The organism is Janthinobacterium sp. UMAB-60, assembly GCF_900095235.1.
Taxonomy (GTDB): domain Bacteria; phylum Pseudomonadota; class Gammaproteobacteria; order Burkholderiales; family Burkholderiaceae_D; genus Janthinobacterium.
On record NZ_LT607494.1, the window covers coordinates 16,891 to 30,865 of the forward strand.

Here is a 13,975-nt window from a genome sequence, read left to right on the forward strand (position 1 = left end):
GCATGCGCGAAGCCTATTATCACGAAGATGATTTTTGCATGATCGAACTGCTGCCGCTGGATAACTTGCAGCACTGTTTGACGCAGATGGGCGAGCAGCAGGTGTTCGCCGATGCGCACCGCAGCGGCGCCGGCTGGACGGACATGTACGTGCCCGAGGCGCCGCCGTCGCAGATGCGCGCGCTGGGCCTCACGGCCGGGCAACTGCGGCTGGCGCTGGCCGATGCCATGCCGCCGTATGACGCCGTCTACACGGGCTACAGCAGTTATCGCGCGGAATGCAAGAATGTGCTGGCCTTTGGCGGCGAGAAGACGGAAACCCTGTTTGCGGGCTTGGGCGAGGACGGCATTGTGGTGGATTTGTGGTGCAGCTACGCCATGCCTGAGCTGTTGCTGCTGCCCTTGAAAGCGCAGTTGTTGCTGGCCGACTGGGGGGCCGGGTTTGCGTGTCCGCTGGCCGATGGCGACCTGTTCGCCCGCTATTTGCGGGAATACGAGCTAGGTTGATTTATTCGCAGGCGATGGCGTTCGGTTGCGCCACCTTGACCACGGACGCCAGGCGCGCCATGTCGTTGCTGTCGCCTTGCTCGACGTACGGTTGATAGGTATCGATGACGATGCGCGCACGCGCTTGCCAGCCGCAATTGTCGGCCTGGCGCGCGGGCACGCGCAGCAGCCGGCGCGCCTGGGCATCGTTGCTGAAACAAAACCATGCGTCGTGCGTGGCGGCAGGGCGGGGCAGACGGCCCCACTGCGCCTTGTCGGGCGCGAAGCAGACGCGGTCGCCAATGATCTCCAGGCTCGTTTCGTCCGTGCGCGCGCTGTACTGGCCGTCGAGCACGATGGGCGCTTGCGCCTGCGCTTGTGCACACAGCAGCAGGGCGGGGAAAAGCAGGGCTGCAAGTTTCATGCGTTTCTTTCATGGCTGGCCAGACGAAAGGCCAGTATAACCGTGGGCGCGGAAATGCAAAAAGCCCATCCGTGAGGATAGGCTTTTTGGTACTGCGCATTCGTGGTAGGCCGTGCGGGATTCGAACCTGCGACCAACGGATTAAAAGTCCGCTGCTCTACCAGCTGAGCTAACGACCCGAAAGAGGCCGCATTATATATCAGTTGAAAAAGAATGCAAAGCATTCCTGCGAGAAAGTGCTGGCCAGCTAAGGCAGGGCTGCCGTGAGCTTCAGCACTTCGTCGATGCTGGTCGTGCCATTAATGATTTTACGGGCGCCGGCGATGCGCAGCGGCGTCATGCCGTCGAGGATGCTTTGGCGGCGCAAGGCGTGCAGGTCGGCGCCCGCCTTGACCAGCTGGCCGAATGTTTCCGTCACGCTCAGCAGTTCATAAATGCCGGCACGCCCCAGGTAGCCGCTGTGCCGGCAAAGGGCGCAGCCGACGGCGTGGTACATGGCCTGCGGCCGTTCCAGCTGGCCGCCCGTCAGGCGCTGCCATGCGGCGGCGTCCGGGGCGGCGCCCGGCTGTTTGCAGCCCGGGCACAGGCAGCGCAGCAATCGCTGCGCCAGCACGCCGATCAGGCACGCTTCCAGCAAATAGGCGGGCAAGCCCAGTTCCAGCAGGCGCATGACGGCCGAGGGCGCGTCGTTGGTGTGCAGGGTCGACAGCACCAGATGGCCCGTCAGCGCCGCCTGCATGGCCATCTCGGCCGTGGCCAGGTCGCGGATCTCGCCCACCATGATGATGTCGGGGTCTTGCCGCATCAGCGCCCGCACCCCATCGGCAAACGACAGTTCGATGCCGGCCTGGCTTTGCACCTGCATCTGGTTGAAGGCCGGTTCAACCATTTCGATGGGGTCTTCCACCGTGCACACATTGACTTCGCTGCCGGCCAGCGCCTTCAGGGTGCTGTACAGGGTGCTGGTCTTGCCCGAGCCGGTGGGGCCCGTCACCAGTACGATGCCGTGCGTGCGCGCCGTCAGCTGGCGCCAGCGTTCGGCGTCCGCGGGCGGAAAGCCCAGCTCCGCCAGGCTCTTGACGGCCACTTCCGGGTCGAAGATGCGCATGACGAGCTTTTCGCCGAAGGCGGTGGGCAAGGTCGACAGGCGCAGCTCGATTTCCTGGCCCTGCGCATTGCGCGTCTTGATGCGGCCATCCTGCGGGCGGCGCTTTTCCACGACGTCCATGCGCCCGAGCAACTTGATGCGCGCCGTCATGGCCAGCAGCACCACGGGCGGCAGCTGGTAGGCCTGGTGCAGGCGGCCGTCGATGCGCAGGCGCACGAGACCCGCATCGCGCTTCGGTTCCAGGTGGATGTCGGAGGCGCGCTGGGCAAACGCGTATTGCCACAGCCAGTCGACGATGCGCACCACGTGCTGGTCGTTGGCGTCAAGGTTGCCCTTGTTGCGCCCCAGCTCCACCAGCTGCTCGACATTCTGGCGCAGTGCCAGGTCCTGCGTGGACGCCAGTTTTGCCACCTTGACGGAACTGGCCAGGCTGAAAAATTGCGCAATGGCATCGGCGATGTGCAGCGGATTGGCGATGACGAGGCTCAGCTTGCGCGGCGCCAGCTTGCCCAGCTGCGCCTGCCAGGCGAGCGCGTAGGGCTGGGCCGTGGCGATGACGATGCGGTCAAGCGTGCTTTCCACGGGCAGGATATTAAAACGGGCGGCATAGCCGGCCGTCATGACGTCGGCCACCTGGCTGAAATCGATGTGCAGGGGATCGATGCGCACATACGGCAGGCTTGCGCGTTGCGCCAGCCACGCGCACAGGGTGTCGAGCGTGAGTGCGCCATGGGCGATGCTGCACAGCGGATGCAAGGCCGGCGCCGGCAGCAGGGTGGCCTGGGCGCTGATGGCGGCCGCTTGCGCCGCATCGAGCAAGCCGTCTTCCTGCAGCCAGGCCAGCAGTTGCGGCAGTTGCAGCGGCGTGTCGGGTGAAATGGGGGAGGGAGGAGGGGAAGCGGACATGGCCGGCGCCTTTCAGGGCTGCCGGCCTTGCGTGGGGGGACCGGCGCTTACAGGGTGCTGACGATGCCCTTGACCCAGGTCTTGGCGGGCAGCTTGGTCGCGGCGACGATTTGCTTGGCGCGTTCCAGCAGGGCCGCTTGCGCGTCGGCATCGAGCGCCACTTTTGTCTTGAACGCGATCGCCACCACATTCCCATCATGGACTTCCGGCAGGCAGATCACCTGTGCAAACGCAAACTTCATCGCCTTGATGTTCTTCGCGTAGCTGGGGTGGTCGCCGAACAGGTTGACCGTCATGATGCCGTGCGGCGCCAGGCAGGCGCAGCAGGCGGAATAGAAGTCCGCGCTGTCGAGCACGGGGCCGCGCGCCGTGGCGTCGTACAGGTCCACCTGCAGGGCGTCCAGGGTGCCATGGTTGGCGTCGTCGTTGACGTAGTCGAGCGCATCCATCTCGCGCACGTGCAGGCGCTCGTCGTTGGGCGGCAGCTTGAACATCGAGGCGCAGATGGTGATGACGGACGGGTTCAGCTCGATGGCTTCGACTTGCGCCTGGGGAAATTGGCGGTAGCAGAACTTGGTCAGCGCTCCCGTGCCCAGGCCCAGCTGGGCGAGGCGCTGCGGTTGCTCGATCCACAGCATCCACGCCATCATCTGCTGCGCGTATTCGAGCTCCGGCCAGTCCGGCTTGCGGATGCGCATGGCGCCCTGCACCCATTCCGTGCCGAAATGCAGATAGCGCACGCCATCCATTTCGGACAGGGTGACAGGGGCGTAGCGGGGCTTGCGCGCGGGGCGCGAGGATTCGACTTGTTCGATGGATTTTCGTTTGATAAGCATAAGGCGGCCTGAAAGTGTGCCGCATTATAGCGTGCCATAAAAAATGCCAGCCGCTGGGGCTGGCATGGTACGGGCCGCTTGCTGCGCTTACTGCTGAGCTGGCTCGATGGAGACGCGCAAACGGATGCGCTCGCCCGGATCGTAGGACATGATGCTCGTGTAGTTGCGGCCGCGGTAGTCGTAGGTGACCTGGTAGCCGTTGTTGCGCGATTCCCAGTGGTCGACCTGACGGCATTGCTTGACGGCTTGTTCCTGCATGCCGCCCTGGTAATTGTTCTGGTTGTCGACACGGTCGCCGACGACGGCGCCGGCAATCGCGCCAGCGGCTGCCGCGGCCGTGCGGCCATTGCCGCCACCGACCTGGCTACCGAGCAGGGCGCCGGCGATACCGCCGACGATGGAGCCGCCAGCGCTGCGCTGTTGCGGCGGCGCTTGCACTTGCACGTATTCCGTACGGCATTCCTGGCGTGGACGATTGATCTGCTCCACTTGCGGCACGACGCGCACGACCTTGCCGAAATCTTCAAAGTCGGCGGCCTGGGCGAGTGGCAATGCACCGATACAAAGGGCTGACATCATCAATTTGGCTTGCAAGTTCATTTCTAACCTCATTATGTAGAGAATCTTTCAGGGTATTTTTTACAACTTGAGTCTATAGTAATCCGACTCGCTGGCCGGTTGTCGTTCGCATGGCAACAAAATGTAACAGCCCAAGCCCCTTGCCCCACAGTCTGTAACATGCACTTTCAATCGATACATGATGTTGGATGACTTGAAACCAGCGGTTTGTAACAAATCTTGCGTTTGACATCATATTCGGGTTGATTCATACAGGACAACACGTTACCCTAATACGCGTATGGCTTATATAAAATCGCACTGAATCGCATAAAAGTTGATACAGATCGAATCACCGCGTGCGCATTGACCCGCGTGCGGGGATGCAATAAGAAGAGCAGCTAGAACAAATCCATACATAACAGGTCGATTTGAGGGAAAAATGAGTTTGTTACTAACCGTGCCGCCCAACCTTGTCCAGTCCATTCGTGCCTTTCGCGTGACCGAGTTACAAGACGAGGCGATCCGTCTCGGGCAGCACTTTTTATATGCGCATTGCAACGCTGGACAGACCAAACAACAAGTCATCGGCATTATTGCGGAAGCATTCCTGTTTCCGAAAAACCTGGCAAAGAATTTCGATGCCCTGCGCCTGTGCCTGACGGATACCATGCACAAGGCCGGTACGCAAACGGGCTTCCTGGTGGTGCTCGAGCAATTGCCAAATACGCAAAAATTCGACAAGGAAGCGCGCGAGATCCTGCTCGACGTGTTCCGCGATGCGGCCGACTACTGGGCCGAGAAGAAAGTGCCGTTCCGCGTCTTCTATTCGTTCGAGTAAATACTTACTCTCGTTACAGTAGCGTAAAGTCCGCCTTTTTCCCGCTAGGCAGCCGGCATTGTCCGGCAGAAGCCGGTGTTGTGCGAGCATGTTGCGGCGCAACAATATCGCCGGCCTTTCTTGGTTCGCATCGCCATAGCGGGTACAATGCGCGCTATGAAAAATATCGTTATCCTCATTTCCGGACGCGGCAGCAACATGGAAGCGGTCGTGCGCGCGGCGCAAGCCGAGCAATGGCCAGCCCGTATTGCCGCCGTCATCAGTAACCGGGCCGACGCCCAGGGACTGGTTTTTGCCGCGGAACACGGGATAGCGACGGCAGTCGTTGCCAACAAGGATTATGCCAGCCGCGAGCAGTTTGATGCGGCGCTGCAAGCCGTGATCGACGGCTACACCCCCGACCTGGTCGTGCTGGCCGGTTTCATGCGTATCCTGACGCCGCCCTTCGTCGAGCATTACGCGGGGCGCATGCTCAATATTCACCCGTCGCTGCTGCCGCTGTTCCCGGGCATGGCGACGCACCGCCAGGCGCTCGAGGCGGGCGTGACGGAGCACGGCGCGACCGTGCATTTCGTGACGGCCGAGCTCGATCATGGCCCGGCCGTGGCGAGCGCGAAAGTCCCCGTCCTGCCAGACGACACAGAAGACAGCTTATCGGCGCGCGTGCTGGTACAGGAACATTTGCTTTACCCGCGCGCCATCCGCCTGTTCATTGACGATAAACTGTCAGTCGAGCATGGCCAGGTCCGCGTGGACCCTCAATAAAATATTACAGGAAGAATAACAATGAGATTGCCACCAGCGATACTTGCCAATGCTGAAGAAGTATTGCGCGAAATTTTACGTTTCACGGCCCCGGCCGACACCACCCTGTCGCGCTATTTCCGCGACCATCCGCGCCTCGGTTCGCGCGAACGCGGCGCCATCGCCGAAGGCATTTATGCCGTCCTGCGCAACAAATCGTTCTTTACCGATTTCGCCGAAGCGGGCAGTGGCCCGACCATGCGCCGTTTGACCATCCTCGGCCTGGCCGAAGCGGTGGGTGCCGACTCCCTGGGCGGCCTGACGGAAGAAGAAGTGGAATGGCTGGAGCGCATCACGCAAATCGACCGTAGCCTGATGCCGTCGAACATGCGCGCCAACATGCCGACCTGGCTGTTCGACAAGCTGATCGCCCAGTTCGGCGAAGCGGAAACCATGAAGCTGGCCGATGCGCTGAACGCGCCTGCGCCGCTGGACTTGCGCGTCAACTCGCTCAAGGCCACGCGTGAAGACGTGATGCTGGCCCTGGCCGAAGCGCCGATCCTCAGCACGCCGACGCCGTATGCGCCGCTGGGGCTGCGCGTGATCAAGAAGCCATCGTTGCAAAACATGCCTTTGTTCCAGAGCGGCGCCATCGAAGTGCAAGATGAAGGCAGCCAGATCCTGTCGCAGATCGTCGGCGCCAAGCGCGGCGAGATGGTGGTCGATTTCTGTGCCGGCGCGGGCGGCAAGACGCTCGCACTGGGCGCGCTGATGCGCAACACGGGCCGCTTGTATGCGTTTGACGTATCGGAAAAGCGCCTGGCCAAGCTGAAGCCACGCATGGCCCGCAGCGGCCTGTCGAACGTGCATCCGGTGCAGATCGCGCATGAGCGCGATGCCAAGATCAAGCGCCTGGCCGGCAAGATCGACCGCGTGCTGGTCGATGCCCCGTGTAGCGGCCTGGGCACCCTGCGTCGCAATCCGGACGTGAAATGGCGCCAGCAGCCGAACTCCATCGTCGAACTGCAAGCCAAGCAGGCAGCCATCCTGGCCGGCGCGGCGCGCCTGGTCAAGGGCGGCGGCCGCCTGGTGTACGCCACCTGCAGCTTCCTGAACGAAGAAAATGATTTTATCGCCGAGCAATTCCTGGCGGCCAATCCCGACTTCACCCTGGTGCCAATGAGCAAGGTGCTGGCGGAACAGAAGATCGAGCTGGAAATGGGCGACTACCTGAAATTGCTGCCGCACCTGCACCATACCGACGGTTTCTTCGCCGCCGTGTTCGAACGCAAGGTCATGCCGAAAAAAGTCTACGCCGATGAGAAACCGGCCGACGACGTTGACGCTGAACCCGCCGAGTAAGCCTGTCACGGGCCACCGCTGCACCCTGCAGTGGCGGCCTTCAATGCCGCCAGCCCGCCTGGCGGCATGGGATCACTCCCCATCCGTACCATCTTCGTCCCACCTTCCGGACCGCATCCGCCATGAATGAAACCCCGCTGCTCAACCTGATCACTGATTTTGTCAATGATTTCCGCCAACCGGCCATCCTGTGGCAGGCGCTGGTCATCCTTGCCTGCCTGGCGCTGAGCTGGCTGCTGGTGCGGCAGTTGCGCGTGTTCCTGCACAAGCGGGCGGAAGCGGCGACGACGCCAGCCACGCCGGAAACCTTGCAGCGCACCGATAGTTTCATCCGCATCCTGACACCCGTGCTGGCGGCCATGCTGCTAGGCATTGCGCAACATTTCCTGGCCAAGTTCCAGTCGGTGAATCTGCTCAGTATCGCCATCCCTCTGTGTACCTCGATGGCGCTGGTGCGCTTCGGTTTTTATGTGTTGCGCCGCATTTTTGCCCGCCATGGCGATATCAGCCCCACCATGTTGTTGCTGGAAAAGATATTCACGGTGGTGGTGTGGGCCGGCATGGCCCTGTACATCACGGGCCTGTGGCCGGAATTGCATGCCTTCCTGGAGGGCATCGTCGTGCCGCTGGGACGCAACAAGGTCTCCGTGGCTGCCATCTTGCAAGCCGCTATTTCGGTGGCCGTGCTGCTGGTGCTGGCCATGTGGGCCGGCACCTCGCTCGACGAGCGCCTGATGAAAATGCCGGGCTTGCACACTTCCTTGCGCGTGGTGCTGTCGCGCATGGGCCGCGCCGTGCTGATCCTCGTTTCCGTGCTGGTCAGCCTGTCGCTGGTGGGCATCGACCTGACGGTGCTGTCCGTGTTTGGCGGCGCTTTCGGCGTGGCGCTGGGCTTCGGCTTGCAAAAGATCGCCGCCAACTTCGTCTCCGGTTTCATCATCCTGCTCGACCGCAGCCTCACCATCGGCGACATGATCACCGTCGGTCAATTTACGGGCAAGGTGACGCAGATCAATACGCGCTATACTGTATTACTGGGTGGCGATGGCGTTGAATCCATCGTGCCGAATGAAATGCTGATTTCCGGCGGCGTGCAGAATATGTCGCTGAGCAACCGCATGGTCTGGCTGTCGACGGCCGTGTCGGTCGGCTATGAAACGGATATCGATGTCATCTTCCCCTTGCTGGAAGCGGCGACGGCCAAGGTGCCGCGCGTGTCGCAAAGCAATCCGCCCTCGGCGACCCTTGTGCGTTTCGGCGCCGACGGCCTCGATGTGCAGATCGGCTTCTGGATCGCAGACCCGGAAAACGGCACCGGCGGCGTGAAGTCGAATGTGAACCGCGCCATCTGGCGCACCTTGCAGGAACATAAGGTCACTGTACCGTTTCCGCAACGCGAATTGCGTATTGTTGCTACGCCTCCTGCCCCGCTTGCCAGCGCGGCAGACGGTGAGTCCGCGCCATCTGGCACCCAGCCTTAACCTCGCTGCCTGCCTCCGATTTTGCCTGATAGCACCCATTAGGGCGTACAATCACGCCTAAAATTAACTCTGCCGGACCTCTAGAGTCACTGGAGCGACCGTGCGCATGCCCTGTCCACTTGGAGTAGCAGTAATGACATTGAGTTCCGTTTTACACGACGTTTTGCAGTTCATGGCCACTGGCATTACCGATCTGTCCGCATGGCAAGTTTTCCTGTACACCATGGTGGTCACGCATATCACGATCGCCAGCGTCACGATTTATCTGCACCGCCACCAGGCCCACCGGGCGCTGGAATTGCACGCCATCCCCAGCCATTTCTTCCGTTTCTGGCTGTGGCTGACGACGGGCCAGGTGACCAAGGAGTGGGCGGCCATCCACCGCAAGCATCATGCCAAGTGCGATACGGAAGAAGATCCGCACAGCCCCGTGACGCGCGGCATCAAGAAAGTGTTCTGGGAAGGCGCCGAGCTGTACCGCGCTGAATCGAAGAACATGGAAACCATGGCCAAGTACGGCCACGGCACGCCGACGGACTGGATCGAGCGCAACCTGTACACCAAGTACAGCTGGCTGGGCGTGGTGTCGCTGTTCGTCATCAATTTTGTGTTGTTCGGCGTGATCGGCATTTCCGTGTGGGCCGTGCAAATGATGTGGATCCCGATCACCGCGGCCGGCATCATCAACGGCATCGGCCACTACTGGGGCTACCGCAACTACGACTGCGCCGACGCGGCCACCAACATCATTCCGTTTGGCATCTTGATCGGCGGCGAAGAGTTGCATAACAACCACCATACGTATGCGACGTCGGCCAAGCTGTCGTCGAAATGGTATGAAATCGATATCGGCTGGGCGTATATTCGCGCGCTGGAAATGCTGGGCCTGGCCAAGGTGAAAAAGCTGGCGCCGGAACCGAAGTTCTCGCACGGCAAGCTGGAAGCGGACTTCGAGACCTTGCAGTCGGTTATTGCCAACCGTTACGACGTGATGGCCAAGTACGCGAAATCGATCAAGCATGCCTGGAAGGAAGAGCTGGAGCACCTGAAGCACAAGGCCGAGCTGGAAAAGCGCTTCCTGAAATCGTCGCGCAAGCTGATGCAGCGCGAGCCGGGCAAGCTGGCCGATGCGCACCACGAGCAGCTGTCGGAACTGTTCCAGCACAGCAAGGCGCTGGAAACCATGCACCACATGCGCGTGGAGCTGGGCGCCATCTGGGAGCGTTCGCACTTTACGCGCGAGCAATTGCTGCAGAAGCTGCAAGACTGGTGCACGCGCGCCGAAGCGTCGGGCATCCAGTCGCTGCAAGATTTCTCCTTGCGCCTGCGTAGCTATGCCTGAGTCTTTCGTGGTGGTATCACGATAGGCTGGCACTGCGCGTCATGCCCTGTGCATTGAGCGGTTTCATGGATTTAAGCACCCAAAGCCGGATCCTGGAAAGGATCCGGCTTTTTTGTTCAGTAATGAGTTGACGTAAATGACAATAATGTAAAATCCTTTCCATTGCAGTTTATTCAATTGGAAGGGATGTAGTGATGTTAAAGTTTGCAAGACATGTAACGTTTGCTGGTGTGATTGCGGTCCTTTCAGGCTGTGGCGGTGGATCCTCGGCTCCTGCGCCCATGACGGAGCCCGTCAAGCCCGATCCGATTGAAAAGGTCAATTTGGTCGTGAGCGGCACCGCGGCGACGGGCAAGGCCATGGGGGGAGTTGCACTTCACGCCAAATGCCAGGTAGGCGCGGCATCCGCAGCGACCGCCGAGGACGGCACATACAAGATGGCTATTCCTGATGGGAAATTGCCTTGTATCCTGCAAATTACTAATCCATCCGATGGCTCTATGCTGCATACGGTCGTGGCGGGGGAGGGCAGTCAAGCCGTGGCCAATATCACGCCTCTGACTTCCATGATCAGCGCGCGCGTCCTGGGCGGCGCTGCCGGCGCCATGTTTGCCAATTTCGATGCGTCACTGTTGTCAAAAACCGTGACTGCTGCGGCGCTGGTACATGCGCACACGGATGTGATCAGCGTATTGGGGGCGACACTGTATCTCGGTTCCCTCAAGGACTTCATCGGCTCGCCACTGAGGGCCGCCTCGGCAGCCGATATGGGTGCTGGCGACGCACATGACAAGGCGCTTGATCAGTTGTCCGCACGCTTCAATCAGGATCAGTTGCATCTGATTAACTCTGCCTTGGCAGGCAAGCAGACGATGACTGAAATGAATAAGCTGATCGAGAGCATGAAAACCGTTCCTGATGCCGTTGCAGGACCCGAGCAGCGCGTCCCTATCGGTACCACGGTCACGCTTGATGCCAGTGCCAGCGTCGGGCCTGTTGCCGGGAAGTTGAGCTATGCCTGGAAAATAGTGACCAAGCCGCTGGCCAGTACAGCGCAATTGCGTAATGCCGATACTGCCCACGCTACGTTTCAGGTGGACAGGCCAGGTCGCTACATGGTCAGCGTGGGTGTCAGCGACGACAGCAAGGTGTCTACCAGTTATGCCTACACCGATGTGATCGTCGCGCAGGATGTACCGTTCCTGACCACGCCTGATCTCATCCCGCCTGCCGGACCCAATCTTTCCTCTCAAGAGTATTGGAAAATCGAATATGCGGGGACGAATTCCGGCTACTGCGATGTCTTTTCGGTATCGCGTTATGGCAGTAGTTATACGCCGGGCTTATGCACGTCCCGAGACAAGCTGATGGGGGACTTTTTCCTGAGTGGGCGGGTGGAGAATGATGGGAAGGTGACGCTCAATATGCGAATCAATCCGCAAGCGCCCGACAGCACGCAAGTGGCCGCCATCTTTTATGGTGTGTTAAAAGCCGATGGCACCGGGGGCGGTACCTGGAGCATTGCGAACAGCGCCGCGCAAGGCAGTTGGACCGCTACGCGCTATGCGGCAGAAGAGCGGCAGGTATCACCCACACTCAGCAATCCGGAGGCCGGTTCCATCGCCGCCAGCAAAGACGCGATGGCGGGAATCTGGCGACGGCCGACCCAGCAGGTATTTCCCGAGTTCGCGCTGGTTCTTCCGAATGGGGAAACGGCTTGGCAGGTGAGTGCGTCTCCATCGCCCGACTTGGGGTCTGCTCATGTGTTCGGCGGCTTTGTCCGCAATGGGAATGCCTGGGTACTGAATGCCGATGGCAAGATGTATGGATCGAAGAGCATCGACCAAGTGCAGGCAAGCGGCACAATTGTCCCCGGCGAGCGCATCATCGGCACTCTCAGCGTGGCCGGCGGAAAACCGATTACCTTATCTTTTGATTCCTACGCTGTGGACAATGCCCTGGCGCTAAGCCTGGAGGATATCAGCGGCACCTATGTGGGAGCGGGGGCGACGTATATTTCCCCGAGTGGTGCTATCAGCGGAACAACGGAGAGAGGCTGCAAGCTGCGCGGCAGCATTGCCGCCGCCATTCCCGGATCCAAAGCCAATCTGTTCCGCCTGAAGCTGACATTTTATGGGCCGTCGTGGAACCCCAGTCTTTGTAATGAAACGGATATCGGTCCGGATTTCGATGGTTATGCGTACATATCGGCATCGGGAACATATCGCTACATGAACACCATTCTGCGGCCTAGCCTGTTACCGGTCGGCTTCAGTTCGGATAAATTCATGTATATCGGTTATAACTTGGGCACTAAGATCCGCTAGAGAGAGGCCGGAGGAGTGCTGCGGCACTTTTCCGGCATCGCTCCATGCGCGCCGCGTCCATAAAAAAACCGCTCATCGGAGCGGCTTTTTCATCAGAGAACACAATATCAATTACTTGATTTTGGTTTCTTTGTACGTTACGTGCTTGCGTGCTTTAGGATCAAATTTCATGATCTCCATTTTCGCAGGCGTCGTACGCTTGTTTTTGGTAGTCGTGTAGAAGTGACCCGTACCGGCGGTCGATTCTAACTTGATTTTGTCGCGGCCTGATTTTGCCATGATAGCTCCCTTATTCTGCTAATTAGACTTTTTCGCCACGAGCGCGCATATCGACCAATACGGCGTCGATGCCGACTTTATCGATGACGCGCAGACCGGCGTTGGACAAACGCAGGGAGACCCAGCGGTTTTCAGATTCAACAAAAATACGACGATTCTGCAAGTTAGGCAAAAAACGACGTTTGGTTTTGTTGTTTGCATGGGAAACATTGTTGCCGACCATCGGCTTCTTCCCAGTGACTTGGCAAACACGTGCCATGGCGCACTCCTTAAAGATATTCCAAATTGGAAAAACGAGAGTATATCCAAAATAAGCAGATTTATCAATGACTTGCGAAAAACAATTGTGTCATGTTGTATTGGAAAAATTTAACAATTTGACGTTTGCCTGTTCTTCATAGGGAAACCGCTGGTAAACCGCGTTGTTTACTGGTAGATAAGCATCTTGCTGCTGTCACGTATGTCCTTGTTTACACATGGTTAACTGTGACCCAGGGCGGTGCCGGCCTAGATCTGGCCGTGTTCCGCAAACGAATGCACTTGCCGACCAGCCACGACGAAATGGTCGAGGATGCGCACGTCCACCAGCGACAACGCTTGCACCAGCGCGCGCGTCAGCAGTAAATCCGATTCGCTCGGTTCCGGCGTGCCGGACGGGTGGTTATGGGCCAGCATCACGCTGGCCGCGTTGTGCAGCAGCGCCTGTTTCACCACTTCGCGCGGATACACGCTGGTGTGGGTGAGGGTGCCGCGAAACATTTCCTGGGTCGTGATCAGGCGGTTCTTGACGTCCAAAAACAACACATGGAACGCTTCGTGCGCCAGGTTGCCCAGGGTCAGGCGCAGATAGTCTTTGACGGCGTGCGGCGAATTGAGGGCCTGGCCCGCCTGCAAATCCTCGATGATGGCACGCCGCGCCAGCTCCAGCACCGCTTGCAGCTGGGCGAACTTGGCGCTGCCCATGCCATGCACGGCGGAAAAACTCACGAGGCTGGCGCCAAACAGGCCCCGCAGGGAGCCGAAGTGCTCCACCGTGTCGCGCGCCAGTTCCACCGCGCTCTTGCCGCGCACGCCCGTGCGCAGGAAGACGGCCAGCAATTCCGCATCCGACAGCGAGTGCGCGCCATCCTCGATCAGGCGTTCGCGCGGCCGTTCGCTGGCCGGCCAGTCCTTGATGCCCATGCTGTTCTCCTGTTTGTCACCGGCGCGTGTCCCAGTGTGGCCTTCTTTGACGAAGCCATGGGGCAGGCGCGGCCAGTGTGGCTTACAATATCGTTTTGCA

14 protein-coding genes and 1 tRNA gene are annotated in these 13,975 nt (G+C 59.8%); 7 read left to right on the forward strand and 8 right to left on the reverse strand.

Going from position 1 to position 13,975, the window contains the following annotated elements; translation table 11 throughout:
- The first annotated feature begins 2 nt into the window (after positions 1-2).
- Positions 3-506, forward strand: coding sequence for a hypothetical protein (locus tag K0F86_RS19520; RefSeq protein WP_219135928.1), 504 nt, complete (start codon positions 3-5; stop codon positions 504-506).
- A 1-nt stretch (position 507) separates the two neighbouring features.
- Here K0F86_RS19520 and K0F86_RS19525 read toward each other — a convergent pair whose 3' ends face one another.
- From K0F86_RS19525 to K0F86_RS19545, 5 genes are all read right to left on the reverse strand, one after another.
- On the reverse strand, positions 508-909 hold the full coding sequence (locus K0F86_RS19525; protein ID WP_219135929.1) for a hypothetical protein: 402 nt from the start codon (positions 907-909) through the stop codon (positions 508-510).
- Positions 910-1,012: 103 nt separating this feature from the next.
- A tRNA-Lys gene (locus tag K0F86_RS19530) sits at positions 1,013-1,088 on the reverse strand.
- 68 nt (positions 1,089-1,156) lie between these two features.
- Entirely contained in the window at positions 1,157-2,923 is a 1,767-nt protein-coding gene (locus K0F86_RS19535; protein ID WP_257572249.1) for a GspE/PulE family protein, read from the reverse strand.
- A gap of 47 nt (positions 2,924-2,970) precedes the next feature.
- Positions 2,971-3,759: a spermidine synthase gene (locus K0F86_RS19540; RefSeq protein ID WP_219135930.1), complete on the reverse strand. Its 789-nt coding sequence runs from the start codon at positions 3,757-3,759 to the stop codon at positions 2,971-2,973.
- 87 nt (positions 3,760-3,846) lie between these two features.
- Positions 3,847-4,359 carry a glycine zipper 2TM domain-containing protein gene (locus K0F86_RS19545; protein WP_034785134.1) on the reverse strand — a complete coding sequence of 171 codons (513 nt, stop codon included), beginning with the start codon at positions 4,357-4,359 and terminating at the stop codon, positions 3,847-3,849.
- A gap of 400 nt (positions 4,360-4,759) precedes the next feature.
- On the opposite strand from K0F86_RS19545, the gene K0F86_RS19550 reads away from it, so the two are divergent.
- From K0F86_RS19550 to K0F86_RS19575, 6 genes are all read left to right on the forward strand, one after another.
- Positions 4,760-5,158, forward strand: a complete 399-nt coding sequence (locus K0F86_RS19550; protein WP_071075771.1) for a barstar family protein — start codon at positions 4,760-4,762, stop codon at positions 5,156-5,158.
- A gap of 156 nt (positions 5,159-5,314) precedes the next feature.
- A complete protein-coding gene (gene purN, locus K0F86_RS19555) occupies positions 5,315-5,923 on the forward strand; it encodes a phosphoribosylglycinamide formyltransferase (protein ID WP_219135931.1) in 609 nt (202 codons plus the stop codon).
- Between the two features lie 21 nt (positions 5,924-5,944).
- Complete coding sequence (locus tag K0F86_RS19560; protein WP_219135932.1) at positions 5,945-7,264, forward strand: RsmB/NOP family class I SAM-dependent RNA methyltransferase; 1,320 nt, start codon at positions 5,945-5,947, stop codon at positions 7,262-7,264.
- Between the two features lie 122 nt (positions 7,265-7,386).
- A complete protein-coding gene (locus tag K0F86_RS19565; RefSeq protein ID WP_219135933.1) occupies positions 7,387-8,745 on the forward strand; it encodes a mechanosensitive ion channel family protein in 1,359 nt (452 codons plus the stop codon).
- A gap of 133 nt (positions 8,746-8,878) precedes the next feature.
- A complete protein-coding gene (locus K0F86_RS19570; RefSeq protein ID WP_141170484.1) occupies positions 8,879-10,087 on the forward strand; it encodes a fatty acid desaturase in 1,209 nt (402 codons plus the stop codon).
- Positions 10,088-10,368: 281 nt separating this feature from the next.
- Positions 10,369-12,414 carry a PKD domain-containing protein gene (locus K0F86_RS19575; protein WP_219135934.1) on the forward strand — a complete coding sequence of 682 codons (2,046 nt, stop codon included), beginning with the start codon at positions 10,369-10,371 and terminating at the stop codon, positions 12,412-12,414.
- Positions 12,415-12,525: 111 nt separating this feature from the next.
- Here the strand turns inward: K0F86_RS19575 and rpmG are convergent, their stop codons facing one another.
- From rpmG to radC, 3 genes are all read right to left on the reverse strand, one after another.
- Positions 12,526-12,693 carry a 50S ribosomal protein L33 gene (gene rpmG / locus K0F86_RS19580; RefSeq protein ID WP_010400929.1) on the reverse strand — a complete coding sequence of 56 codons (168 nt, stop codon included), beginning with the start codon at positions 12,691-12,693 and terminating at the stop codon, positions 12,526-12,528.
- A gap of 22 nt (positions 12,694-12,715) precedes the next feature.
- The gene (gene rpmB / locus K0F86_RS19585; protein ID WP_010400928.1) at positions 12,716-12,952 is read right to left on the reverse strand and encodes a 50S ribosomal protein L28; all 237 of its coding nucleotides are present in this window, start codon (positions 12,950-12,952) and stop codon (positions 12,716-12,718) included.
- 248 nt (positions 12,953-13,200) lie between these two features.
- A complete protein-coding gene (radC, locus tag K0F86_RS19590; protein WP_219135935.1) occupies positions 13,201-13,875 on the reverse strand; it encodes a DNA repair protein RadC in 675 nt (224 codons plus the stop codon).
- Positions 13,876-13,975: the final 100 nt, after the last annotated feature.

Excerpts from the sequence above, each read along its gene's own strand:
- K0F86_RS19520 (WP_219135928.1), top strand. The coding sequence starts at position 3 with ATGCGCGAAGCCTATTATCACGAAGATGATTTTTGCATGATCGAACTG.
- K0F86_RS19525 (WP_219135929.1), bottom strand. The coding sequence starts at position 909 with ATGAAACTTGCAGCCCTGCTTTTCCCCGCCCTGCTGCTGTGTGCACAA.
- K0F86_RS19535 (WP_257572249.1), bottom strand. The coding sequence starts at position 2,923 with ATGTCCGCTTCCCCTCCTCCCTCCCCCATTTCACCCGACACGCCGCTG.
- K0F86_RS19540 (WP_219135930.1), bottom strand. The coding sequence starts at position 3,759 with ATGCTTATCAAACGAAAATCCATCGAACAAGTCGAATCCTCGCGCCCC.
- K0F86_RS19545 (WP_034785134.1), bottom strand. The coding sequence starts at position 4,359 with ATGAACTTGCAAGCCAAATTGATGATGTCAGCCCTTTGTATCGGTGCA.
- K0F86_RS19550 (WP_071075771.1), top strand. The coding sequence starts at position 4,760 with ATGAGTTTGTTACTAACCGTGCCGCCCAACCTTGTCCAGTCCATTCGT.
- purN (WP_219135931.1), top strand. The coding sequence starts at position 5,315 with ATGAAAAATATCGTTATCCTCATTTCCGGACGCGGCAGCAACATGGAA.
- K0F86_RS19560 (WP_219135932.1), top strand. The coding sequence starts at position 5,945 with ATGAGATTGCCACCAGCGATACTTGCCAATGCTGAAGAAGTATTGCGC.
- K0F86_RS19565 (WP_219135933.1), top strand. The coding sequence starts at position 7,387 with ATGAATGAAACCCCGCTGCTCAACCTGATCACTGATTTTGTCAATGAT.
- K0F86_RS19570 (WP_141170484.1), top strand. The coding sequence starts at position 8,879 with ATGACATTGAGTTCCGTTTTACACGACGTTTTGCAGTTCATGGCCACT.
- K0F86_RS19575 (WP_219135934.1), top strand. The coding sequence starts at position 10,369 with ATGACGGAGCCCGTCAAGCCCGATCCGATTGAAAAGGTCAATTTGGTC.
- rpmG (WP_010400929.1), bottom strand. The coding sequence starts at position 12,693 with ATGGCAAAATCAGGCCGCGACAAAATCAAGTTAGAATCGACCGCCGGT.
- rpmB (WP_010400928.1), bottom strand. The coding sequence starts at position 12,952 with ATGGCACGTGTTTGCCAAGTCACTGGGAAGAAGCCGATGGTCGGCAAC.
- radC (WP_219135935.1), bottom strand. The coding sequence starts at position 13,875 with ATGGGCATCAAGGACTGGCCGGCCAGCGAACGGCCGCGCGAACGCCTG.